Source organism: Marinomonas sp. 63XJN7_7_ISO-PGPR-S23-202, assembly GCF_056173505.1.
Map to the genome: position 1 here is coordinate 3,139,201 of NZ_CM149677.1, position 24,419 is coordinate 3,163,619.

Annotated in this window: 21 protein-coding genes; 12 read left to right on the top strand and 9 right to left on the bottom strand. The window is 44.1% G+C overall.

Annotated elements, in window-relative coordinates; translation table 11 throughout:
* Positions 1–41: 41 nt before the first annotated feature.
* Positions 42–650 carry a DUF1285 domain-containing protein gene (locus tag AC0VYG_RS14605; protein ID WP_475428696.1) on the bottom strand — a complete coding sequence of 203 codons (609 nt, stop codon included), beginning with the start codon at positions 648–650 and terminating at the stop codon, positions 42–44.
* A 217-nt stretch (positions 651–867) separates the two neighbouring features.
* On the opposite strand from AC0VYG_RS14605, the gene AC0VYG_RS14610 reads away from it, so the two are divergent.
* Positions 868–1,830 (top strand): methylenetetrahydrofolate reductase, encoded by a 963-nt coding sequence (locus tag AC0VYG_RS14610; protein WP_475428697.1) that lies wholly within the window; start codon positions 868–870, stop codon positions 1,828–1,830.
* 64 nt (positions 1,831–1,894) lie between these two features.
* Here the strand turns inward: AC0VYG_RS14610 and AC0VYG_RS14615 are convergent, their stop codons facing one another.
* Entirely contained in the window at positions 1,895–2,920 is a 1,026-nt protein-coding gene (locus AC0VYG_RS14615) for a glycosyltransferase family 9 protein (RefSeq protein WP_475428698.1), read from the bottom strand.
* Positions 2,921–3,083: 163 nt separating this feature from the next.
* Here AC0VYG_RS14615 and AC0VYG_RS14620 point away from each other — a divergent pair, with 163 nt between their 5' ends.
* Both AC0VYG_RS14620 and AC0VYG_RS14625 read left to right on the top strand, forming a co-directional pair.
* Positions 3,084–3,794, top strand: a complete 711-nt coding sequence (locus AC0VYG_RS14620) for a 3-deoxy-D-manno-octulosonic acid kinase (protein WP_475428699.1) — start codon at positions 3,084–3,086, stop codon at positions 3,792–3,794.
* Positions 3,787–4,716 carry a lysophospholipid acyltransferase family protein gene (locus AC0VYG_RS14625; protein ID WP_475428700.1) on the top strand — a complete coding sequence of 310 codons (930 nt, stop codon included), beginning with the start codon at positions 3,787–3,789 and terminating at the stop codon, positions 4,714–4,716. The genes AC0VYG_RS14620 and AC0VYG_RS14625 overlap by 8 nt, the downstream gene beginning before the upstream one ends.
* 87 nt (positions 4,717–4,803) lie before the next feature.
* Here the strand turns inward: AC0VYG_RS14625 and AC0VYG_RS14630 are convergent, their stop codons facing one another.
* The 6 genes from AC0VYG_RS14630 to AC0VYG_RS14655 form a co-directional block, all read right to left on the bottom strand.
* Positions 4,804–5,808: an LLM class flavin-dependent oxidoreductase gene (locus tag AC0VYG_RS14630; RefSeq protein WP_475428701.1), complete on the bottom strand. Its 1,005-nt coding sequence runs from the start codon at positions 5,806–5,808 to the stop codon at positions 4,804–4,806.
* A gap of 230 nt (positions 5,809–6,038) precedes the next feature.
* A complete protein-coding gene (locus AC0VYG_RS14635; protein WP_475428702.1) occupies positions 6,039–8,390 on the bottom strand; it encodes a fatty acid cis/trans isomerase in 2,352 nt (783 codons plus the stop codon).
* A gap of 137 nt (positions 8,391–8,527) precedes the next feature.
* Positions 8,528–9,127: a hypothetical protein gene (locus AC0VYG_RS14640; protein ID WP_067015455.1), complete on the bottom strand. Its 600-nt coding sequence runs from the start codon at positions 9,125–9,127 to the stop codon at positions 8,528–8,530.
* 68 nt (positions 9,128–9,195) lie between these two features.
* A complete protein-coding gene (locus AC0VYG_RS14645; RefSeq protein WP_067343428.1) occupies positions 9,196–9,576 on the bottom strand; it encodes a YacL family protein in 381 nt (126 codons plus the stop codon).
* 11 nt (positions 9,577–9,587) lie between these two features.
* Positions 9,588–10,583, bottom strand: coding sequence for a ribosome biogenesis GTPase YlqF (gene ylqF / locus AC0VYG_RS14650; protein WP_067343426.1), 996 nt, complete (start codon positions 10,581–10,583; stop codon positions 9,588–9,590).
* 344 nt (positions 10,584–10,927) lie between these two features.
* Entirely contained in the window at positions 10,928–11,497 is a 570-nt protein-coding gene (locus AC0VYG_RS14655) for an acyl carrier protein phosphodiesterase (RefSeq protein WP_475428703.1), read from the bottom strand.
* 268 nt (positions 11,498–11,765) lie between these two features.
* On the opposite strand from AC0VYG_RS14655, the gene AC0VYG_RS14660 reads away from it, so the two are divergent.
* The 6 genes from AC0VYG_RS14660 (at position 11,766) to AC0VYG_RS14685 (ending at position 18,331) form a co-directional block, all read left to right on the top strand.
* Positions 11,766–13,307 carry an ABC transporter substrate-binding protein gene (locus tag AC0VYG_RS14660; protein WP_475428704.1) on the top strand — a complete coding sequence of 514 codons (1,542 nt, stop codon included), beginning with the start codon at positions 11,766–11,768 and terminating at the stop codon, positions 13,305–13,307.
* 76 nt (positions 13,308–13,383) lie between these two features.
* Positions 13,384–14,364, top strand: coding sequence for an ABC transporter permease (locus AC0VYG_RS14665; protein WP_475428705.1), 981 nt, complete (start codon positions 13,384–13,386; stop codon positions 14,362–14,364).
* Positions 14,361–15,299: an ABC transporter permease gene (locus AC0VYG_RS14670; RefSeq protein ID WP_475428706.1), complete on the top strand. Its 939-nt coding sequence runs from the start codon at positions 14,361–14,363 to the stop codon at positions 15,297–15,299. Before AC0VYG_RS14665 ends, AC0VYG_RS14670 begins: the two co-directional genes overlap by 4 nt.
* 2 nt (positions 15,300–15,301) lie before the next feature.
* Positions 15,302–16,336, top strand: coding sequence for an ABC transporter ATP-binding protein (locus AC0VYG_RS14675; RefSeq protein ID WP_475428707.1), 1,035 nt, complete (start codon positions 15,302–15,304; stop codon positions 16,334–16,336).
* Entirely contained in the window at positions 16,333–17,349 is a 1,017-nt protein-coding gene (locus tag AC0VYG_RS14680) for an ABC transporter ATP-binding protein (RefSeq protein ID WP_475428708.1), read from the top strand. The genes AC0VYG_RS14675 and AC0VYG_RS14680 overlap by 4 nt, the downstream gene beginning before the upstream one ends.
* A 43-nt stretch (positions 17,350–17,392) precedes the next feature.
* Positions 17,393–18,331 (top strand): LysR family transcriptional regulator, encoded by a 939-nt coding sequence (locus AC0VYG_RS14685; protein WP_475428709.1) that lies wholly within the window; start codon positions 17,393–17,395, stop codon positions 18,329–18,331.
* 45 nt (positions 18,332–18,376) lie between these two features.
* Here AC0VYG_RS14685 and AC0VYG_RS14690 read toward each other — a convergent pair whose 3' ends face one another.
* Complete coding sequence (locus tag AC0VYG_RS14690; RefSeq protein WP_475428710.1) at positions 18,377–20,734, bottom strand: bifunctional diguanylate cyclase/phosphodiesterase; 2,358 nt, start codon at positions 20,732–20,734, stop codon at positions 18,377–18,379.
* Between the two features lie 327 nt (positions 20,735–21,061).
* On the opposite strand from AC0VYG_RS14690, the gene dbpA reads away from it, so the two are divergent.
* The 3 genes from dbpA to AC0VYG_RS14705 all read left to right on the top strand — a co-directional run bounded on the left by dbpA (position 21,062) and on the right by AC0VYG_RS14705 (position 24,417).
* Entirely contained in the window at positions 21,062–22,444 is a 1,383-nt protein-coding gene (gene dbpA, locus AC0VYG_RS14695; protein WP_475428711.1) for an ATP-dependent RNA helicase DbpA, read from the top strand.
* Between the two features lie 45 nt (positions 22,445–22,489).
* On the top strand, positions 22,490–22,849 hold the full coding sequence (locus AC0VYG_RS14700) for a VanZ family protein (protein WP_475428712.1): 360 nt from the start codon (positions 22,490–22,492) through the stop codon (positions 22,847–22,849).
* Positions 22,850–23,127: 278 nt separating this feature from the next.
* Complete coding sequence (locus AC0VYG_RS14705) at positions 23,128–24,417, top strand: glycerate kinase type-2 family protein (RefSeq protein ID WP_475428713.1); 1,290 nt, start codon at positions 23,128–23,130, stop codon at positions 24,415–24,417.
* The last annotated feature ends 2 nt before the right edge of the window (positions 24,418–24,419 follow it).

The window sequence follows — 24,419 nt, forward strand, 5'->3', positions numbered from 1 at the left end:
GCATTATACCTCAGCCAAGCACTAGCACACACGGAGATTCTTTACTCATCATGGATTAATGAGGCCTCATCTATTAATAGATAAGACTTGCCTGCACTCACCAACCCTAGCCCCTCACCTTGTTCGTTCGAGACAGGCTCTAGATACTTTGTCAGATCATAAAATACATTACGATGCAGCATCGCTTTCATCCCGTAACGCATGGATATATAAGGCCTTTCTTCTGAACTTATATTTTGACTAACGCCTTTCTTTTGAGCCGTATTTGACGGTGCCATCCAGATGTCACAATCAACACCTAACTGCACCACATCATGGGTAAGAGACGTAAACTCGATAATACGCCCTTGTTCACTCTCAACCTGTTCATTCTCAAGAAAGCGCCACTGGGTAATAAGAAACGGAGCATCTTCCACCTGTATTCGCACTTTCTCACTGGGGGTCACCAAAAAGTATTCGTTATTTTCAAACCATAAAATACGAGAAAAAAGGGTCACCATCTTTTCTCGCTTAATTTTCCCGCCTTCATGAATCCAATCGCCATTGGCCTTAATGATCAAATCCATATCGCCACAGAATGGTGGTGACCATAAATGCACCGGTGGTAAGGCAGATGTCTGCAATGGCGAAATTTTCGATACATCCAGCATAGCGCCCTCCTTAATTTCGATAAAAACAATGCGCGTCTTGTCTCATTTATTGAGGTAGATTAATCCATCTCAATTAGTCTTTAGTTTTATTCATTGCTAAGCTGTTATCTTGAAAGTGATTCACTGATAGGATACCCACATCAGAGCAACCCTATCAATAGTGCCCAAAAATGCACTTTAAAAGACTTAATATAGAACAAGAGAAGAGTGTGGCATTATGAAAACGCAATTAGCAACCAAATTTGCAGACCCTAGCCGAGGTGTTTATTTTATTGGTACCACGCCGCCTAAATCTTCTGTTAATGATGAACAGCTCGCGCAGATCAGCCAAAAGTTACTAGAACGTCTTAATGGTATCGATATTGATGGATTGATTGTCTACGATATTCAAGATGAAAGCAGCCGCATTGACAAGCCTCGCCCTTTTCCCTATTTGGAAACCCATGACCCACGTGCATGGTCAAAACGTTTAAAAGAAGCCTCTGGCTCACCTGTTATCACTTACAAATCGGTCTCCTCACGCTCTTCTGAAGCATTTTCTGATTGGCTACAAGAAGCATGGGATGAATTTGATATTAGAGACATCGTCTTAGTTGGCTCACCATCGTCTGAAAGCAACATCAAACTACCACTTTCTGAAGCCTACTTGGCCTTACAACACGCCCCCCAAGCCTTTAACCTTGGCGGCGTAACCATTGCTGAGCGCCACGCTAAAAAGAAAGACGAACACATCCGCTTGATGAACAAATCTAAAGCAGGCTGTGAGTTCTTTATTTCTCAAGCCGTATATAACCCGCAAGCGACGGCAGATCTTATCAGCCAATATGCCCAAATCTGTAAGGAACAAGGGGTTGCACCAAAGCGTATTATTCTTACTTTTACCCCATGTGGCAGTGCGAAGACATTAGAGTTTATGGAGTGGTTAGGCATTTCCGTGCCTGTTGCAACGAAAAATCGCATCCTAAATTCAGATGCCCCTTTAGCGGAATCCATCAAGATTTGCCGCAGCGCTTTAGAGCAAATTATCGAAACAGCCCTACCGGATGGCGTCCCACTAGGGCTAAACATTGAAAGTTTAACCAATCGTAAAGAAGAGATTGATGCCTCTATTCATCTTTACAAACTACTCAAAGCGACTCTCGATTTGAAATTGGCAGAAAAAGAGTTTGCCGATGAATAAAACACATCCGCTCAATGGGCTACCTGTCCTATTGAGCGGATGTCATTGCAACGCTTATGACACATTAACCAACCAAATCCAATTGGCGAATCACCTTGTTGACCTTTTTCATCACACGATCTATCGGTAATTGTGCCATCGCGTCCTCACGATGAACCGTCGTTGCCCAAGGCAGCATTTCAACAGGCTTGCCCTTTTCCTCTTCGACCAATTCACGATAAACGCTCACGACGTTCTCTTGATCATTATAAGGCCCTGTTCGCATTGGATTTGATAAAGCAAACAACGCAATGACAGGCGTATTCACTACCGTTGCCATGTGAGCCGGGCCAGTATCGGGACTAATCACCAATTCAGCACGCTGAATCACATCAAACAACACGGTAATACTCGTCTGTCCCACGAGGTTCAGCACATCAAATCCCTTGCTTACTGCCTGACACACCTGTATCTCACGTTCACTCGGCCCCCCTGTCACCACCACATCGATGTGGTTTTCCAACAGCGAAGCGATCAAGGTTCGATAACCTTCCAGTGTCCAATCTTTTGTCACTTTTGAACCACATGGATTCACCACCACATAGCGCTTAGGTAGATCAAGACCACTAGGCGGGATGTCCACATGCCACGCAGGTGCTTGCTCAGGCACATCAATGGCACGAGCAAGAGACATCAAAGCGTCCAACACATGCCTGCCACTTGGTTCGGGGGCTAATTCATTCACAAACCAATGTTGCTTTTCTCGTGAATGAGAGCGAGCAAAACCAATACGACGCTTTGCTTTTAATACACGCGTTAACAGACTGGCACGCAATGACCATTGCATATGAAGTAAGACATCAAACTCTTGCTCTTTTAACGCCTTTCCTAACGCAAACATTCCCTTGAAACCGGATTTTTTGTCATAGACTCGGACATCGATATTGGGAATAAGCCGAGCCAGCTGCGCTTCGGCTGGCCCTGTTATCCAAGTAATGGTGGCTTGGGGATAACGTTTTTGAATCGCGCTGACCACAGACATCGCATGACACACATCCCCCAAAGCGGATAATCGAACGACGGCGATACGCTGAATGCTTTCTTGTGTCATCTTGTCCTCAAAGGCTGTTTAAAATCGGCGAGTATTATAGAATAGCCAGCTTTGAATGTGTCGAAAATAATCCGCAAAAAGAAAACGACATAATAGAGTCTCGCACCAGAACCATTAATGCGAACAATAACTTCTTAATCCGTATCATTTTCAAGCGAGAGTTATGCCTGATACACACATTATTGATGCTCATACTGTATTACTCACCAGTGATACCTCCTTACCAATAGACACTAACTGGTTCACTCCAGACTATTGGAAAAAACAAGGCGCACTCACTGGTACAGCCCAAGGACGCGGTGCCGTCTGGTTTATTATCAGTAACTACGGTCAGTTTGTTATGCGACGCTACCGCCGTGGTGGATTGGTTGCCAAATTTAACAAATCGTATTTCCTTTTTTCAGGGCATAAAAAAACACGCCCTTGGTTAGAGCTAAGCTTATTAGAAACCATGCGAGATATGGGATTGCCGGTACCAAAACCCATCGGTGGTATCTATAGCGTTAAAAAAGGTTACTACAAAGCCACCCTGATTACGGAAACCATTGATTGTGCGCAAGATCTTTTTGACATACTAAAAGACGGCTTTAGCCATGAAATAGATTGGCATGACATTGGTCGAGTGATCAGGCAATTTCACGATCATGGCATTCACCATTCCGATCTAAATTGCCATAACATCATGATCGATGATAACAAAAAGGTATGGGTGATTGACTTTGATAAATGCGATCAACGACCTATTAATGAAGAGTGGCCACAAAAGAACCTAGACCGCCTCAAGCGCTCTATCGACAAAGAATCACAAAAATATGCTCACTTTACCGTCTCTGACGAGCAGTGGCACGAATTACTGGAGGGATATCGTGGCTGATAAAAGCACGAAAGACTTAACTTTGAAGCAATTATTAGCACCCAAATATTGGTTCACTTGGATCGTCATGGGCATTACCTATTTAATCAGCTTTTTACCCTGGCAAGTCAAACAGACCCTTGGAAAATACCTTGGCTTGCTAGTCTATAAAGTGGCAAAAAAACGTCGCCATATTTGCGATGTAAACTTTAAAATTTGCTACCCAGATATGAATGCTCAAGAACGTCAGAGCCTTACTAAAGCGCACTTTGTCAGTGCTGGTAAAGGCTTATTGGAAACCTTTGACGCCTGGTATCAACCAGCGTCAAAATTACTACCAAGAGTGGAGTTCGACTCTCAAGATGTGGTGGATAAAGCCCTCGAAGCTGGCAGGGGCTGTATTTTAATCAGTGGCCATTTTTCGCCATTGGATTTATGTGGCACCTTAATTGCCAGCCACCTAGACCTTCACCCTATTTATAAGCGCCAAAATAGCCCTGTTTTTAATTGGGTAATGGAACATCAGCGTAAAAAGGTCTATAGCAAAACCATTGAGCGCTCGGATATGCGTGAAGTTCTCAAATCGCTTAAGCAAAACAAACCCGTCTGGTACGCGGTTGACCAAGATTATGGCCGCAAACATTCGGTATTTGCCCCCTTCTTTGGGCACAAATGCGCGACCATCTCTCATATTGGACGCATTGCGAAAATGACTAAAGCCCCAGTGCTGTTATTGGATTATGGTCGTACAAAGACGGGTTATACTTATCGATTTAGTGAAGTACCAGATTATCCAACGGATGATGATGTTATCAACGCCACCATCATTAACCAACTGATGGAAAAAGCCATAGAGAACAAAAAAGAACAATATTTATGGTCTCACCGCCGCTTTAAAACCCCGGTTAATCAAGGTGATCCATCGCCGTACGATACCATGTAATCACTGCTTTTTTATGTCTGTTTAAAACAATAACGCCTTACAGGGAAGCCCGTAAGGCGTTTATTTATAAAGGGAGCAGACTAGCCGTTAAACCACATAATCCGCCATTTCATGACGCAACTCGGCCATCAAGCCAAGAGACGCGAGTCGTTTCTCACCATCATAAATCGGAAACGAGATAATCAACTCATCAATCTCCGTTTTTTCAATAAAACTACTGAGTTGATGCGCGACTGACGCTTTCGTCCCCACCACTGCAAATTGCAACGCATGGGACACCATATGACTTTCGCTGGGAGACCAAATCGTATCCATCGATTCAACCGGAGCAGGAAAAGCATGGTTACCACCACGGCGTAAATTGACAAATTGTTGTTGAGCAGAAGTGAACAGATAATCCGCTTCTTCTTGCGTATCGGCCAACACCGCCATAATGCCAGCCATTGTATAGGGCTTATCCCCCTCTTTTTTGGGTTTAAAGTGTCGTCGATAGACCGTCAAAGCCTGCATCAATTGATCCGGAGCAAAATGGGAAGCAAAGGAATAAGGCAACCCAAACTCGGCAGCCACCTGCGCGCTATACAAACTTGACCCTAGTAACCAAATTGGCACATTCGTCCGTCGCCCCGGCACGGCGACAATACCTTTATCAAAAGGCCCATCCCCTAACAAACGCTCTAACTCTTGCACATCCTGCGGGTAATCATCAACAGAGGCCGGCATATTACGACGTAATGCTCGTGCAGTGAGCATGTCTGTCCCAGGGGCGCGACCTAACCCCAAATCAATTCGATTTGGATACAACTCCGCCAAGGTACCAAACTGCTCGGCCACAACCAACGGCGCGTGATTCGGTAACATAATACCACCAGCCCCCAAGCGAATGGTCGAGGTACCCGCGCCAATATGAGATAGCAAAACCGCTGGCGAAGAGCTTCCAACACCAGACATGCCATGATGTTCTGCCAGCCAGTAACGCTGATAGCCATGAGTTTCTGCCCTTTGGGCCATTGCTAAGCTCAAAGAGAAGGATTCTGAAATGGATTTGCCTTGCCCTATCGGCGACAAATCAAGAATAGAAAAAGGTATCATAATATATATCCGTTTAATCTTTATACATCTTAAATTGGGGACAATTATCAATAGACAAGTCTAAGAGTTTGCAGAAAAAGTGTAATTTCGAAATATTTCGATATGTAAGAATATAAACAAACACCCGTGTGCTCAACAAGACTTTTCCCACAAAGTAAATGGGCCCAAAGCCGTTAAGCCATGAGCCCATATCGATACGCTAGCGATATCAGGTTTGATCTATAGAAGCATTAGCGGTTTTCTAGTCGATTATAATCCAAAATACCACTGGCCCGAGGCCGCTCTTCTTTGTTCAGCTCAGCAATCTCATCACTCACCGTCCAGAACGCGGGGTTAGTACGACGTATCCCATATTGATTCACTAATTGGGTGAAATCCTCTCGCGTTTGCAAGGCTGAAATTCTATGGACCCAGTCCGGTATATCACTCTCTTCTACCCGCATCAAAAGGTTTGGGTAATCACCAATGACACCTTTTGTCACGGTCACTGTGTCTTCAGAAGGTAAACGTGTGGCCGACTCATTTAATAAACTGGAAATATTGCTGTGTGCCTGATTTAAAATTAACGTTAACAACTCTTTTGGCTTACCATGCTTCGTCACCAGCACCAATGCCGTATTTGGTAAGTACTGCAAACCTTTACCTTGCAATGTTTGCAGACTTTTCAGTAGTGCGATGTCATCCTCAGACAAATGGGTTTGATCCAAATCGTAAGCATGGTTAAGCACCTTAGCCAGCCGCCCTTTCAATTTATTAAATAACTCGGCTTCGTGGTGAGACGTCGTATAATGAATCTGCGACTGAGCACTGATCTTAAAGTAAGCGCTAAAAATATAATCTTTAATCGTCTGGTTTGCACCACGGTACCAATAATGGCGAATAGTCGAACGCTCATCCTTTGGCAAGAGCATCAAAAAGTTCATTTCACCTTCTATTCGCAAGAAGTCCATGTATAGGCGAGTATTTAACTGATGGCCAACATTTCCGTAAACATCAAACCCGGCCACCAATAGGTAATGAATACGCTCTAATAAGGGGTAATCAATTACCCAAGCCGTTTTGGGATCTTGCCCAACCAAGCCTTTAACCACACTGGCATTGTCAAAATTCCGAAAAATCGTTAAAGCCGCATTCTCATTGTGGCCATCGCCATTCCAGATTAAGCTCAGATTGAGTGGAATTTTATTACCTAAATTGTTATCAATCAGTTTCGCTTTGGCAGACAAATACTCTTTTTGTTGCCGGGAAAAACGCACCCATGAAGATAAAGGTAACGCATTGCTACTGCTTTCTGCTGGCAGGTCCAAATGCTGTACTTGCGTCTCTAAAAACTTCGCTATTTCTTGATTAATACCTTTTTCAGGATTCACAAAAAATACCCAAAAATGATCATTAATCACATTCACAGCGACCTGCCCATGGCAAACAGGCCCTTTGATAAACGACATAATAGTGTCTTGGGCATGATCAAGCATAAAGCGATAACGCCCGCCAACTGGCAGCTGGGAAAAGGCTCTAAAGGGGTTCGTCGCGACTTCTGGTGCATAACCTGGATCTTTTGTTACTTTATAATCCTGTGAATAAAAATCAGAGTGCCAGCGCTTATAAACCGTTTCATTCAGTTCAAAAGGAATATGATTTTTTTGAACCTTCACTTCAGGATCTCGCCATAATCGATAATACACACGCTTTACACCAGGATCATCATAAGGGCGACGCGTCGCAATACGATCAATTGGCTCACCTGGTGGTGTTTTTGATCGTACTAACTTAAAGCGGATATCACTCTTTTTATCTAAATACAAACTGTACAAAAATATGTGTTCATAAATATAACGATCTACCAAGCGTTCTTTTAGCGTATCGCCATTTAATCGACTTTCCCACAAGGTCACACGCTGTTGAATATCTTTAGGAAGCGGCTTGGCCGCTGGCATTTTTGCGCCTGATGCAAGCCAACGCACTAAAATATTAAATTCATTGTCTGTTAAGGCAGGAAGACCATATGGCATCCCCCACTTTGGAAAGTCATGCTCGAAAGAAGAATACTCTTCTATGGTAGGACACTGTTGATTGCGATAAATGGAAAAGTCGTAGTCATCAGACAACACCGCATGGGTAAAATTCCCCTGTTTTTTTCGTAAAGCAATGGCACGATACACTAAGCTACCGTCTAAATTGGCAGCGGGTGATTGTCTGCGTTCATTTAAAACGGGGTAAAAACCTTTATCACGCCATTGTTGAGTTGTTTGTGCATCAATAAAAAGCCGTGTGGGCGTCGCGGCAAGTAAGCGCGTCCCGTCGTACACCAACTCTTTTGAACCGCCACGCTCAATCCCTTCAGGGGCAGTGAATTTTAATTGGCAAGGGGCGTCATAACAGGCATGACAAGTAACACAACGGTTATCCAAAATAGGGCGAACCTGAGCATTATAAAATTCGGCATCGGCTTTTGAGACCTTCTGGCCTTCACGATTTGCGACTTTTTCCACACCAAAACTATTATCTAATTGTTGACTGGCAAATAACGCACAGCCGGAAAAAAGCATCACAAAAAGAACAACGACCAAAGCCTTTGGCATAAACACAGCCCTAATTAAAGTTAATGAGTCGAAAAATTCATACCACTAACGCACAGACTCAAATATAAAAAAAAGAAAATATCATGAAGACAAAAAAAACGCCCATAAAATGGGCGTTTTCTTACAATTTGTAACGCTTATTCTTCTACAAGCAAACCATCATCTTCGTATTCGTCAGCAAGCTCATAAGCATCATCACCCATATCATCATTGGCCATGATAAGGGCTTCTTCATAAGCACCGCCAAACTCAATACGCGTAATATCGTATAGATCGTATTCGAACGTGTCGTCGAACCAACGAGCGTCCGATCCTATTTCTTCAAGCTCATAGGTCACCGCATCGGCTTTTACAACACGACCAATCTCGCAGCTGTCAGGCTCGACCTCTTCACGATGTAATGTCACAAGGCCATATTCTTCGCTGATATCAATCAACAGAACCGCTAAATCATCTAAATCTACTTCTGGATCTTCAACCTCTTCCTCACGAAGTGCCAAAACCCGCTTTTGAAAATCATTAAAAGGAGCCGGATGAACAAAATCACTAATGTCTTCTAAGAATAAAATTTGATAGCCATTTAGATGAACACCATCATCCACTAATTGGAGTAGCACCATCTCCTCATTGGCATCCACAACAAAGCCGTCCGTCCAATTATCTGGACCGTCTAAATCCTCACGAAAAATGCGGACAACATTATTTCGGGCACGGGCTTTTTCCAATTCGATGAGCATATCGGCTCCCTTAATGCGTAAAAAGAATAAACAGGCGCTAGTGTAAACCCAGCCAGCGCATCGAACAACTACTGCAGCACATCATACCAATTTTCTAATAAATCCATAAAATCTTCTAGTCCGCATTCCGATTGAACACCATCGGAAGACGTTTGGTAAAAACTCTCTTGTGTATCAAACATGGCTTTAATTTCTTCAGCGGCTGAATCGAAATCCACTTGACGAGAGACAGACACCCCCTCTTCGTTGATTAACACATCAAAAGGACCATACTTCATTTTGGTGGTTTCTTTTTCAGATTCCGCCAATGTAGTGGCCATTAACACACGCTGAATGTCTTCTTTGCCCGTTAAATACAATGCCACCCACTCAGCAATGGCCGCAAATTCATAATCTGTATAAATACGATAGGAATTTTCATCCTGATCAAAGGCAATATTATAATCCATAGCCTTAAACCTCACTCAGTCTCATCACCTACTTTAGCATCCTGCTGTTGGGCTTGTTGATTTCGGTATTCTCGGTTTTTTTCCTGCTGACGCTGTGGTACGGCGGCAGCCAATCGAGCCTGTTTTTCTGCTTCTTTTTTGGCTTTCGCCTCTTCAACCAGTTGCTCTTCATGAGCAATCATCTCTGGCGTTTCCATCACATAAGGGCCAATGGCACCGGTTCTTACATCGTTCAAGAACACTTCAGCCGCTTTATGCATGTCTATTTTTCCACCTGCTCGTAACGCCCCACGCTTAGAGCCAATCACTTTTAATACTTCAAAAGGATCACTGCTCAATTCTTTAAGCTTATAGCGCGCTATTAATGCCTCTTGATAATCTTTTATGAAAAAACGTAGGCCAACCAAAGCCACATCTTCATAATCAATCGCCGTATCACGTACCGCACCCGTAACGGCTAAACGGTAACTGGCGTCTGGGTTTTCTATTTTAGGCCAAAGAATGCCTGGCGTATCGAGTAAGACAAAACCATTCGTCACTTTTAGCTTTTGCTGTGCTTTGGTGACAGCGGGCTCGTCACCCACTTTCGCAACACGACGACCTAACAAGGCGTTCATTAAACTGGACTTACCGACATTTGGAATGCCTGCGATCATAGCGCGAATCGGTTTTTCTGCCGTGCCGCGATGTGGAACCAACTGACTCACCCATTGAGAAATTTTCGCCACATCCGCTTTATCTTGAGTCGAAAAAGGGTGAGCCAAAATCGTATCACTCCCCTGCCAGTGCTCTAGCCACAATGTAAGACGCGCTTTATCGGCCAAATCTTTTTTGTTCAACAAGCGCAGCACAGGCACACCTGCTCGCAAGGTTGTTAGCATAGGATTTTGACTTGAATCTGGAATGCGCGCATCCAACACTTCGATGACCACATCGACTTGCGTCATCACCTGTTCGATTTCTCGACGCGCTTTGTTCATGTGTCCTGGATACCACTGAACGCTCACCCCTGTTTACCTCTCTGTATTGCATCTATTTTTGCGGCTGCGCAGTCTATCACAACTTCTTCGAGAAGGTGTGAATAAGTCCTCTTAATATATGGTCCCACTTTTTTAAAAAACAAATTGTTCAGAACACTGCGAATGATCGTCGCCAATAACACCTTTATCTTTTCGCTGAATCTTTTTGTGATCTACATCAAAACAAAAAATACTCGTCTCTTTAAGATAGACCTTATCCGAGTGGTCTGGCGCATTTTTAGTCAACTGAATGCCACAGCACCATGAGGATATTCTCTCGATTGGGCCTCTGTGCCCCGATTCGCCAAGGCTGTGTGTGGCCTTGGCTTTTTTTATGCTTGACGATCAACAAATGCTAATAAATCAGGGTATAGCCGCAAAAAAGGCACTTCTCCCTGGGCTAAGACCTCTGGCAACTCCTCAATAAAAGGCTGTAAATGTTGGCCATGCCGCCAACGCCTCATAATGGACCGAATGGCATTCTCTACACCTTGCTGCGTTCCTAAATCAGCCAGCCAATTACGTTGCTCTAAGGATCGAATCATCTTTTGCAATCGCTCTGGACAACGATAAGCATCGGCCACCAGCTCCGTAACCGCATGCTGACAAAAAAGAGCCAAAGGCATATCACTAAACCGCGACCAATAACGAATTAGCCAGTAATCCATCACGATATCTTGAACAATACCAGCAAAACGACGTCGTCCAGATCGTGCCATAGATCGAAACAAGCTACTCTGCTCATGTTCGTCCACCATCACATCAACTTTTTGATGCAGACGCCAACCCCTCAATAAATCTTCTGGCAGGGCATCAACCTGAACAGAGAAATCCCCTAATAAATTCCCTGCAAACGAGGTTTGAGTTCGTTCTGCTATATGTAAATGTGCAAAGTAATTCAAGCTACATTCCTTTCGAACACCTTATCATGACTAAGTGTTATGCAATCAAAGTGCGCAATCTCTTCTTATTTGCTATATTTCGCGCTCATTTTTTGACATTATAGTAAGTTAACTGCCTGGACAAACTTCTTCCCGGTTTCTCAACATCATCAAGCCAATTCACCGAGATGACTCAATGTTGAAAAACGGGTAATACAGCCAGCACCTCCATCGTCCGAACCGATACACCCACGCGCAGTAGATCGCGCATAAATAGGAGTACTGAATAATGAGATACTTTGCCTTGTTGGTGTCTTTCTTGGCGCTTCTTATTAGTCAAACACTGCCTGCTGCTACCTTACGCATGGCTTTCGACTCTGAGCCTATTTCCTTGGACCCGCAAGAACAACTTTCCGAAAGCACTTTACAGTTTTCACACATGGTCTTTGATCCATTAGTGCGCTGGACACAAGATGGAAAAATTCAGCCGCGACTTGCAACAAGCTGGAAGCAAATATCGCCAACCACCACTCGGGTCTATTTACGCAAGAATGTTCACTTCCATAATGGCAATCTCTTTTCGGCAAAAGATGTGGTCTACACCATTGATCGTTTAAAACGTTCACCAGACTTTCGCGCCTTGTTCACTTCTATTGATTCGGTCACCAAGGTCAATGAATACACGGTTGATATACATTGTAATCACCCAACCCCTTTGCTACTCAATATCCTGACCTATGTCTTCCCCATGGACAAAAAGTTCTATGAAGGGCGAGACCAAATTGTAAAATTTGGCCGCACTTTTGCCTCACAACATACGTCTGGAACAGGCCCTTTTATCATCAAAGAGCGCGACCCTGGCGTACGTATGGTGTTAGTCCGTAATAAAGATTATTGGGACACAAAATCAAAAGGCAATGTCGACAAAATAATATTGACACCAATAAGAAATGACTCAACACGTTTAGCCGCTCTGCTGTCCGGTGATGTGGATTTTATATTTCCCGTTTCCCCGGTAGATATTGCCCGTGCTAAAGCGGCCAATAACATACAAGTCATCACCTTACCGACCAGCCGATTATTACTGCTCCAACTAAACCAAAAGCGCCGTAAAGAGTTCCGTGATATTCGCGTTCGAGAAGCCATCAATTTGGCAATTAACCAATCTCTCATCGTCAAAAAAATCTTGAGAGGGTATGCCAGACCTGCAGGACAACTAAGTGCTAACTCCCTTTTAGGTTATGTGAATACAATTAAGCCCGAATATAATCTAAAAAAAGCATTGCAGTTGATGAAAGAAGCGGGCTACCCACATGGATTTCGAATCAGTATGATGGCCCCAAACAATCGTTATATGGACGATGAAAAAGTGGCTCAAGCTGTGGCAGCCATGCTAGGTAGGCTGCATATTACAGTCGATTTAAAAACACTGCCAAAAGCACAGTATTTTCAACAATATGATGCTCGAGCCGCCGATATTATGATGCTTGGCTGGCAATCAGATACGATGGATTCAAATAATTTATTTGAGTTTTTAATCGCCTGTCCTGATGCCAAATCCGGTTTAGGTGCTTATAATGCCAGCGAGTATTGTGTGCCTGGCATAAACAGCGAAATAACCCAAGCTAACCGGGAAATGAATCTCAAAAAGCGTACAAAAATCTTGCAAGATATTGAAACCAAAGTAGCAGACTCTGCTGCGGTCGTTCCACTTTATTGGCAAGACTTAACATGGGCAGCAAAAGACAACGTGGGAATAAAAAGCATCGTTAATGAGCAGAATTACCCACATCTAGGCGACTTGGTTATAACGCCCCCTAAGTCAAATTAGCCGACATAATACAGATAACATAATACTTTATGAGTTTCATTAATATGCCCGCACAACATGGAGTTCCAAAGGACTGATGCTCACATTCCTTTTTCGTCGCTTAATACAAGCCTTCTTTGTCATGATGACCATCAGCGTGATCAGCTTTGCCATACAAGGAAAGCTGGGAGACCCTGTCCAGCAAATGGTTGGTACAACGGTGTCGCCCGCCGAACGCGCGCACCTCAGACAAGAACTTGGCCTTGATGATAGTTTTGCGGTGCAATATTGGCATTTTTTAAAAAATGCCGCCCATGGTAACTTTGGCATCTCTTATTACTATAAAAAGCCAGTACTGGATCTTATATTTGAGAGAATGCCCGCGACACTAGAACTGGCTTTTTGTGCGATTGTATTAGTCGCCATTTTTGCCATCCCATTTGGGATATATGCCGCCATCCGGCCACGTAGCATATTGACTCGTTTTATCATGGCATTCAGTACCCTTGGCCTGTCTGTGCCCATTTTTATTGTGGGTATATTTTTAGTCTATGTATTTTCTATCCAACTACATTTGGCGCCAAGCTTTGGCCGTGGACAAACGGTTGATGTATTTGGCATATGGAAAAGCGGTCTTTTTACGAAAAGCGGCCTACACCACCTAATGCTTCCCAGCATCACTTTAGCCTTTGCTCTAATGCCCATTTTTATTCGCTTAATACGCTCAGAAATGATGGAAGTACTGCATTCAGAGTACATTCGCTTTGCTTGGTCCAAAGGCCTATCCACCAATCGTATTTACTTTGTCCACGCGCTGAAAAACACCATGCTACCTGTTATCACCATTGGTGGGATTCAGGCAGGCACACTGATTGCGTATACCATTCTAACGGAAACCATATTTCAATGGCCCGGTATGGGATTTTTATTCATAGATGCGGTGAGCAGAGTCGATACGCCACTCATCTCTGCCTATTTAATGGTCGTAGGCGGTATCTTTGTGACAACCAACACGGTCGTTGACCTCATCTATGGTTTGGTGAACCCAACCGTTAAATTAGAGAATCATGGATTATGAGCTACTTAAAAAAGGACATTATCCCCCCTTCTGCTGGTAGTCGATGGCAGCATATCTGGTCCGGTTTTCTAGGCGATAAGCTGGCAACTTTGGCCCTAGCTGTCTTTATTTTTTATTGCATTATCGCATTATTCGCGCCGTTACTTGCGCCTTATAATATTAACAGTCCTAACTTTATGAACTTAAATAACTCGGAAATTGCTCCGAGCTGGATCAGTGGCGACCCGCATTTTTTACTTGGAACAGACGCTCAGGGGCGTGACTTATTATCTGTTATTTTGTACGGCACTCGACTCTCTCTAACGATTGGGATTTGTGCGGTTCTCATCCAAGCCACATTAGGCATATGCATTGGTTTAACCGCAGGCTACCTAGGTGGGCGTATCGATAATTTTTTGATGCGTTGTGCCGATGTTCAACTATCTTTCCCTACCATGATGGTAGCCATTGTTTTTTTGGCCATTTTTCAGGCTCTGTTTGGTATGGAGCTTTATCAGCAGCTGGCCATGCTGATGTTGATTTTAGTCATTGGGTTGGCAGAGTGGCCGATATTTGCTCGAACTGTACGCGCTTCGGTATTAGCCGAAAAGCAAAAGGAATACGTTGATGCGGCCCGCATTATGGGCATTGGCACGAAACGCATCATGTTCAGGCATATTTTACCTAATACGCTATCACCTGTATTGATTATTTTCACGGTACAAATAGCCAGCGCCATTGCAACAGAGGCCGCGTTATCCTTTTTAGGGCTCGGTATGCCCTCCTCTGACCCCTCTTTGGGTTCTCTCATATCAGCAGGGTTTAATTACATGTTTTCTGGCTCTTGGTGGATTTGCATCTTTCCTAGTGTTGCCCTAATTGTCTTAATTCTAGTGATGAACCTATTAGGTGATTGGCTACGGGGCTATCTCAACCCAAGGACGTACAGGGATTAACTATGAACTTACTAACTGTCAGTAACCTGAACGTCAGTTTTCGTATCAAAGGCATTGAATTGGCCGCCTTAATCGATGTGAGCTTTACCCTGAATCGAGGAGAGCGCATTGCCATTGTCGGTGAATCCGGCGCAGGTAAATCCATCCTTGGGCTCTCTATTGTCAACCTTTTGGATAAGCCAGGCTATATCAAATCCGGCTCTGTCAAACTGGAAAACAAAGAGCTTAGCAAAATGAATACGCGTCAGCTGCAAGAGATACGTGGCAAACGTATTGCCATGATTTTTCAAGACCCCATGATGACGCTAAATCCTGTGCTCACCATTGGTGCTCAATTGGTCGAAGCCATTCGCAGCCATACGCGCATCTCTTTTAAAGACGCCAGAAATATTGCCATAGAAAAACTTCATAGTGTACAAATTGCCTCTCCGGAGCGCCGTTTTGATCAATACCCCCATGAACTTTCTGGCGGCATGCGCCAGCGCGTGATCATTGCCAGCGTACTATTACTGAATCCCGACATCATTATCGCAGACGAGCCTACTACCGCACTGGATGTGACCATCCAAGCGGAAATTATTCAACTCTTATTGGACGTATGTCACGACAACAGCATGGCTTTGATTCTAATCAGCCATGACCTTGGCGTCGTGTCCCGAGTTGCAGAACGCACGTTAGTCATGTATGCAGGGCGAATTGTCGAGGAAGCACCGACTCTGGAACTGATAAATGACCCACAACATCCCTACACCCAAGGTTTGCTGAATGCCCTTCCGCAAATGTCATTACCCGGACAAAGGCTCAATCAAATACGGGGCAATATGCCCGCATTGAACGATCGCCCCAATGGCTGCGCCTTTCACCCTCGGTGCCCATATGCCACACAAAAGTGCCGTACAGAACAGCCTAACTTTATCTATAACGGCATCTCAAGCGTCTCTTGTTTTCTCGTGGAAGACATGCTCGAAGAAGAGAGACCAGAAGAAGACATAGTCGACTTCGAATACTCAACATCCCATGATGGGGGTCAGGTATGAACGCAACCCCTCTCATCCAAATTAGCCATCTTGAAAAATCGTTTGTTACCAAAAGCAGTTGGCTCGGACAATGGCAACTCCGTAGAGGAAAAATACACCATCGCAAAGAAAGCGTACACGCCTTGAATGGTGTTAACCTGACGATCAACCAAGGGGAAACGCTTTGCATTGTCGGGGAAACGGGGTGTGGCAAATCCACCCTTGCTCGGGTTCTCATGGGGTTAACACCTCCTAGCAGCGGGGAAATACACTACCAAGATCAACGTATTGATCACCTAAACAACCATAAACGCATGATGTTTCGTCGTCGTATGCAAATGGTCTTCCAAAACCCTTATGCGTCGTTAAACCCAAGAATGACCGTTTACCAAACATTAAACGAACCCATTGCTTTTCATAACAAACAACTCAGTCGTGCGGAAATAAACCTGCAAATAGAAGACTTATTAGAATCCGTTGGAATTAGTCCTTCCAGCGCAGATCGCTATCCACATGAATTTTCGGGCGGCCAGCGTCAGCGTATTAGCCTAGCACGAGCACTCTCTGTCGAACCTGATTTTATTGTGGCAGATGAGCCCCTATCCGCCCTTGATGTTTCTGTGCAAGCACAGGTACTCAACTTAATGATGGATAAACAAGAAGAACGTAATCTCACTTATCTGTTTATTACTCACGATCTTGCAGTAGTAGAACACTTCGCCACACGCGTTGCTGTTATGTACCTTGGCAGAGTATGCGAGATCGCTAGCACCAAGACTTTATTTAGCGCCCCCAAGCACCCCTATACCCGGGCGTTATTGTCTGCCATTCCAAGGCTAGACAGCAACATGACACAACCGATTAAATTGATCGGCGAAGTGCCGACACAAATTGAAAAACCCATTGGTTGCGTATTCCAAGCCCGCTGCCCTTACGCTAACCAACGCTGCTATGAAACATCCCCCAAAATGCTGCGTCAAATAGATGGTAACAACGTCGCTTGCCATGCCATTGAGGAGGGGCGTTTATCATGATGACCACGCTCTATCGACAACCAACATCCCATGGGGGTCACCCATGGAAATAAGATGGCTTGAAGATTTTATTGCCTTGGCAAAAACACGGCACTTTTCCCGTGCAGCCGATGAGCAAAACGTTACTCAGCCAACCTTCAGTCGCCGTATTAAGCTACTTGAAGAGGAGATGCGTGTCACTCTGATCGACCGTAATACGCTTCCACTCTCGCTCACACCAGCAGGGGAAGTATTTCTACAAAGTGCGGAGCTGATTACACGCCAGTTGCGTGATACAAAAGAGCGCTGCCAAGAGATTCGCAAGCAAGAAGAGTCACAAATTCGTTTTATTTCGACACAAACGCTATTTTTGAGCTTTTATAAAGACGCCATTGAACCCTTTTGCAACAACATCAATATGGACATGGACGTTAATATGAAATCCAGCTCTTGGCTTGGTATCGACTTCGTTAATTCATTGGTGAATAAGCAATGTGACCTGATGCTGTGTTATTGGCATCCTGCCATCAACTTTATTCGCGCACTAGATGAAGAGCAATATGAGCACTTGGTTATTGGCCAAGAAACACTGATTCCATGCAGTGCCACCGATACAAACGGCGAACCAAAGTTTCGCTTACCTGGGATGAGACGCAAGCCACTCCCTTATATTGGTTATTATGAAAATTCCTTTTTACAGCCAATTATTACTCACCACCTACAACGTCAAAGGGATGTTCCACAGCTGCAAACACTCAATGAGAACTATCATGCCATTAGTGTCAAAGCCATGGTGAAAGAAGGTTATGGGATAGGCTGGATTCCGAAAAGGTTGATGTCTGACACACTTAATTATGGGAAAGTCGCACTCGCGGGAGAAGAAAACTGGCATATTCCACTCGAAATACGCCTGTATCGATCACGTTTTAACGCAAACCCGAACCTGAACCAATTTTGGCAGTTATTAAAAGAGCATATTAACCGTACGAATCATCTCCTATAAATCGCAATGTCTACGCCATCTCGTCTACATTGGGATGACAGCGACTCAATGGTCACTATCACCCTGACGTTGATTCAAGGCTATAATCATCGGATCATTTGCCATGGAGTTGGCGCCCAACGCTTTACTGAACAAATAACCTTGCCCAATATCACAGCCGTATTCGCGTAACAACTCTAATTGAGCTTGATTCGTTATCCCCTCGGCAATGACTTGCAAATTCAAATCATGACTCAAACGAATAATCGCCTTTGTCAAAGCGGCGTGACTTTGATCTTCAATCATGTCCCGGATAAAAACTTGATCAATTTTTACGCAATCAAATGGCAGGTCTTTTAGATAGCTCAAACTTGAATACCCTGTGCCAAAATCATCAATCGACAACTTGATACCCAAGCGGCTTAACTGCCTCAATAATTCAGCACAGCCTTTAGCATCTTCAATTAAGATCGATTCCGTAACCTCAAGTTCCAGTGAACATGGTGAAACATTATATTTGTCTAACAGCCCCAAAAGCTTCGTTAAAAATTCAGGACGTTTTAGCTGAACAGCAGAAACATTGACCGCGATAGGCGGAACCTGGAGACCTTCTTGTTGCCATTGCACGATATGACGACAGGCTTGTTCAAATGCCCAATCCCCTAGAGAAAGAATGACACCCGTCTGCTCTGCTACTGGAATGAATTCAGCAGGCGATACCACCCCTAACTCTTCATCATTCCATCGCATTAATGCTTCCATACCAACGCAGCGCTCGGTTTTAAGGTCTACCTTAGGCTGAAAGTGCAGTTCTAAAAATTCATGTCGTAAAGCACGTCTTAATCGATTCTCAATGCGTACATTGCGGGCAAACTGAGCCCCCATCTCTTTATCATAAAAGCGAAACGAAGAACGACCTGCCAACTTAGCTTGGTACATGGCCATATCCGCCTTCTTCACTAAGGTTTCCGAGTCCTCTCCATCTTCTGGATAAAACGCTACCCCAATGGAGCAGCCAATATTCAAGTTACGGTTATCAATGAAGTAACTCTGGCTAAGCTGGAGAATCATTTCTTTCAACATGCTATCGAAAGAAAAGCCATCTTCTTCTTCCTTGAACTGAATCAGCACCAAAAACTCATCTCCCCCCAACCGTCCAACCAACGCATTATCAGGTAAAACCGAAGTCAAACGTTGTGATACTTTTAGTAGGAGTTTATCCCCGGTCTCGTGTCCAAATGCATCATTAATGGTTTTAAAATGATCCAGATCCAGAAATAATGCAGCTAATTTGGACGAGTCTTCTTTACACTCAGTCAGTAAATAGTCGAATTGTTTTTGCACATGATAACGACTCGATAACCCTGTCAACTCATCCGTTTCAATACGATGGCTAATGGAGCGCAAACTTTTTTTGTAGGCGAAATAAAACATTCTAATATAAGAGCCCATCAAAAAAGCCAATAACAAAGAAACCAATAAAGGTAAAAATACCCGAAACCAATTAATGGCATGATTAGGTCGATATGGGCAGGTATCGATCTGCCATTGACGACCACCATAGGAAAAAGAGTAGCGATTGAATCTGTCTTTCTGCCAGAACGAAGAATCGCTCCCACTCTCACTATCATAGACAGGAATACCTGGTGCCTTATTATTTGTCGTATCTATAATACGAAAAGCTAACCCATTCGAGCCTGCACCCAGCCCTCCCAAAAAGTTCTTAATCTTCACATGCAAACCCACAACACCATAAAATCCATTGTCATCAGTGAAGTTATCCCCTCTCAAATCGATCGGCAGATAAATGGAATGATGTATCAACAGAGCATTAGGCGCGAGCGTCTGTTCATTTGGGCCTTTATTAAAGCCAATATAAGTCGGTTTGGACAGCAACAAACCATGATTATTACGGGCCAATATATTCTGCTCACGGTCTGTAAAATAAGGCGAAAAGAGATCATACCCAAGAGGGAAATCGTTTGGCGAAGTGTATGTCAGGGGCAAGTATTCACGACGGTTGCCAGGTGGTGTAATAGCAAAATTAGGGTCCTTCATGAACTTTCTCTGTTGCCGTTCATACTGCAGCTTATTCTTTTGTCCAACATATTTGGAGAAAAAATATACGGTTTTGGGGCTATGGAACTCACTGCGCAAGCTGGCCGTCATGCTGTCAAACTGTTCAGGACTCATAGGCCCATTCAAGGACTGAATAAACGACACCATGGCAGACACTTGTATGCCTTTTTTTTCCAAAGCGAAATAGATTTTTTGAACAAATACCTGACCAGCCTTAAACTGACTTACTTTAGATTGCTCTAATTCATAAAAGTAGTTTGTACAGGACACCACCAGACCGCACAAAACAATTAAGCAAGATATTACCCAATATGAACTCTTTAAATGGCGTTTTGAATCGAACATTCTTCACCATTTCGAGCATTGCAAGCTAATATTAAGTTCAAACAACCTCTCTCCTCTATACAATTCAGCCAACCAGAATAAAACAGACTAGGTAAGGTCTGAATAGCAAGCATTCATCTACAAACCTAAAAAGTAATTCCCTACCCTTCACAACATCAATGACGTTTCATTTTAATAAACAGCAATTTAAAACTCATTGGCACATTTCTTTAGTACTTTACATAAAAGACCATATTGAGACACGTAATTATTTGCAAAAAACAGCAATTTAAAACAATTTCTGCTATTGTTTGCAGATAATTTATTTCTGATGTAGACAGGCCTTTTGTGACCCAATTTTCTCATTCTTCCAACCTATCCCTTCCTAGTCCGTTAATCGCCCTGCTTTCTGACATGGGCTTTACTGCGTTCACACCGATTCAAGAGCAAAGTTTGCCACCTATGATCGATGGCAAAGACATTCTAGCGCAAGCACAAACAGGCAGCGGTAAAACCTTAGCTTTCGCAATTGGTCTATTATTGAAAATTAACCCTCGCTTTTTTGGGGTTCAAGCCCTAGTTATGTGCCCAACACGCGAACTTGCCGATCAGGTTTCAAAAGAAATTCGCAAAGTCGCACGTTATTTAGACAACATCAAAGTATTGAGCCTTTGTGGCGGCATGCCATTTGGGCCACAAATTGGTTCATTGGAGCATGGAGCACACATTGTTGTCGGTACACCCGGACGCTTGCTAGAACACCTTCGTAAAGGCACTCTGAAACTTAATGCACTCAACACGTTAGTATTAGATGAAGCCGACCGTATGCTGGATATGGGCTTTGTGGACAGTATTCGCGAAGTGGTCGAACTGACACCAACTAACCGCCAAACGCTACTCTTCTCCGCCACTTACGGTGATACCATTACGGAATTAAGTCACGAATTTCAGAAAAGCCCTGTCTCCATTAAGATTGAAGAGCAAGAAAGTCTAAAGCCAAATATCGAGCAGTTCTTCGTACGCAGTGAAAATGCAGATAAATGCGAGACTCTACTAGCGACACTACAACATTTCACCCCACGCCAAGTGATTGTCTTTTGTAATACCAAGGCGGAATCTCAAGCGGTCGCGGATTGGTTGGATGACCATAAAGTCGCATCACAGGCCATTCATGGCGACCTGGAACAAAAGCAACGTGACCAGGTTCTCGTCAAATTCAGTAACCAAAGCAGCTGTGTATTGGTCGCAACCGATGTGGCCGCGCGTGGTATTGATGTAAAAGAAATCGACCTTATAGTGAACTACGACACCACTCGTGATATCGATGTGCACACCCACCGTATTGGCCGTACAGGTCGTGCTGGGGCATCCGGCATAGCCGTTAACCTTGTGACCAATAAAGAAGATTACAAAGTAAAAGATATTGAGGAACGTTTTGGTATCACGGCAAACTTCTTAGACCTAGACGCAGCGGATCCGAGTTATCGTCTTGTCCCTGAAAAAGCCACCATCGCGTTTGATGCTGGTCGTAAGAATAAACTTCGTCCTGGTGACATCCTTGGCGCGCTAACGGCGGGCCTTGGTCTAGATAAGTCCCAGGTAGGCAAGATCGATATTTTTGATTTTCACGCCTATGTTTCTGTGGATGGTCGTGAAGCCAAACGTGTTGTGAAAGAATTGGCAAATAAGAAAATCAAAGGTCGTAATATTCGTGCGCGCATTCTTCGCTAATTTTACTGATTAACGTGGCAAGAACCATCTCCTAGGAAAGGCATCGTGGAAACTCGCAACCAGCCTGTTTGGCAATCGACTAAAGTACAATGGATAGGCTTCCTTCTAGGCTGGGTAATGATTAGCATTGCCACACTCACACCCATGGATGAACTCCCACCAGTGCCCGGTACGGATAAGCTTCATCATATTCTGGGGTTTGCAGGATGGTCATTTCTCTGTGTGTTTGGTTCTCGAAAGCGTTTTTTTGTAATGGCTTTGTTTATTCTCTTCTGGGGCGGTGCCATTGAAATGATTCAACCCTATGTTAACCGTCATCGTGAATTTGCCGACTTTGTTGCCGATGGTGTTGGCGTTCTATGCGTCTTACTCCCTGCCATTCTAATTACTCGACAACGCCCCTAACCCTTTAAAGAGGATTCGCAAAAGGTAGAAGCGACGATAAGGCAAGGCAAAAATCGCCGAAAAAGCGGAGTTTATGCCTATAAATGAGCATTTTGAGACGTTTTTTAACACTGAATTATCAAGCGCAGTAATTTTGCGATATCCTCTCAAAACCATTGGTATAGAACCTGCATACAAAAAAACAACCTTCTGATGGTGGCTTTTTATTGCTAGTCTTTTGCAATTGCCTATGTACAACACATCAGATAATCAATTTTATTGCAAGAAGGGATTATACTATGACGCTATCGGACACCTTCTCATCAAAAGAATTCTTAACCTCGCTGTTCCAAGCCGCCCTAGACATTGCTCAACCTAATAAATGCGTTCCTCGCTACCTTCCAGAAAAAACCGAAGGTCGAACCATTGTCATTGGTGCTGGCAAAGCGTCTGCCGCGATGGCACAAGCCTTAGAGGGTGTATGGCAAGAAAACTATCCAGAGGATGCATTATCGGGTGTGGTTGTCACACGGTATGGTTATGCTGTTCCTTGCAAGCAAATTGAGATTTTAGAAGCCGCACATCCTGTTCCCGATGCTGCGGGATTAGCTGCGTCAAAACGTATTTTAGAAACGGTTTCGGATTTAACCGCTGAAGATCAGGTCATTGTCTTGATCTCTGGCGGTGGTTCTGCGTTGATGCCCCTCCCCGCCGAAGGCATTAGTCTTGAAGAAAAACAAGCCATCAATCAAGCCCTGCTAAAAAGCGGTGCTAATATTATCGAAATGAACACGGTTCGCCGTCACCTGTCGGCTTTAAAAGGTGGACGGCTAGCCGCTGCCTGTTACCCAGCTAAAGTCACCACCTTATTAATCTCCGATGTGCCAGGAGACGACCTACCGTCCATTGCATCCGGTCCGACAGTAGGCGATGTGACTACCTGCCATGATGCCCTGAATATTATCGAGAAATATCAAATCCCTGTTTCTCAAACCATTCTAGATAACCTATCGAATGGCGCTTATGAAAGCATAAAACCAGACGATAAACGCCTCACAAGCTGCACGACAACCATGATTGCCACGCCTCAAATGGCCTTAGAAGCTGCCGCCCAACGCGCACAAGAATGGGGCATTCCAAGTCTTATTTTAGGAGACAGCATTGAAGGAGAGTCTCGCGAAGTGGGTCTGGTGATGGCAGGCATTGCACGACAAGTCGCCACCTTTGACCAGCCTATTAAGCCACCGTGCGTACTACTCTCTGGTGGTGAAACGACGGTGACAATGAAAGGCAATGGTATTGGTGGGCGCAATGTGGAATACCTTTTATCACTCGCCATTAGCTTGCAAAGCCGATCGGGCATTGCCGCACTTGCTGCCGACACAGACGGTGTGGATGGTGCTGCCGACATCGCGGGCGCCATCATCGATGACACCACACTAGAACGAGCCTTTCAGGCGCAACTCGACCCTGTCGCTTACTTAAAAAACAATGATGCTCATAGCTTTTTTCAAGCCCTTAATGATTCATTAGTAACCGGTCCGACACTGACCAATGTGAATGATTTTCGCGCTATTTTTATTCGCTGAAA

Coding starts and splice junctions, on each gene's coding strand:
- AC0VYG_RS14605 (WP_475428696.1), bottom strand. CDS start 650: ATGCTGGATGTATCGAAAATTTCGCCATTGCAGACATCTGCCTTACCA.
- AC0VYG_RS14610 (WP_475428697.1), top strand. CDS start 868: ATGAAAACGCAATTAGCAACCAAATTTGCAGACCCTAGCCGAGGTGTT.
- AC0VYG_RS14615 (WP_475428698.1), bottom strand. CDS start 2,920: ATGACACAAGAAAGCATTCAGCGTATCGCCGTCGTTCGATTATCCGCT.
- AC0VYG_RS14620 (WP_475428699.1), top strand. CDS start 3,084: ATGCCTGATACACACATTATTGATGCTCATACTGTATTACTCACCAGT.
- AC0VYG_RS14630 (WP_475428701.1), bottom strand. CDS start 5,808: ATGATACCTTTTTCTATTCTTGATTTGTCGCCGATAGGGCAAGGCAAA.
- AC0VYG_RS14635 (WP_475428702.1), bottom strand. CDS start 8,390: ATGCCAAAGGCTTTGGTCGTTGTTCTTTTTGTGATGCTTTTTTCCGGC.
- AC0VYG_RS14640 (WP_067015455.1), bottom strand. CDS start 9,127: ATGCTCATCGAATTGGAAAAAGCCCGTGCCCGAAATAATGTTGTCCGC.
- AC0VYG_RS14645 (WP_067343428.1), bottom strand. CDS start 9,576: ATGGATTATAATATTGCCTTTGATCAGGATGAAAATTCCTATCGTATT.
- AC0VYG_RS14660 (WP_475428704.1), top strand. CDS start 11,766: ATGAGATACTTTGCCTTGTTGGTGTCTTTCTTGGCGCTTCTTATTAGT.
- AC0VYG_RS14665 (WP_475428705.1), top strand. CDS start 13,384: ATGCTCACATTCCTTTTTCGTCGCTTAATACAAGCCTTCTTTGTCATG.
- AC0VYG_RS14670 (WP_475428706.1), top strand. CDS start 14,361: ATGAGCTACTTAAAAAAGGACATTATCCCCCCTTCTGCTGGTAGTCGA.
- AC0VYG_RS14675 (WP_475428707.1), top strand. CDS start 15,302: ATGAACTTACTAACTGTCAGTAACCTGAACGTCAGTTTTCGTATCAAA.
- AC0VYG_RS14680 (WP_475428708.1), top strand. CDS start 16,333: ATGAACGCAACCCCTCTCATCCAAATTAGCCATCTTGAAAAATCGTTT.
- AC0VYG_RS14685 (WP_475428709.1), top strand. CDS start 17,393: ATGGAAATAAGATGGCTTGAAGATTTTATTGCCTTGGCAAAAACACGG.
- AC0VYG_RS14690 (WP_475428710.1), bottom strand. CDS start 20,734: ATGTTCGATTCAAAACGCCATTTAAAGAGTTCATATTGGGTAATATCT.
- AC0VYG_RS14705 (WP_475428713.1), top strand. CDS start 23,128: ATGACGCTATCGGACACCTTCTCATCAAAAGAATTCTTAACCTCGCTG.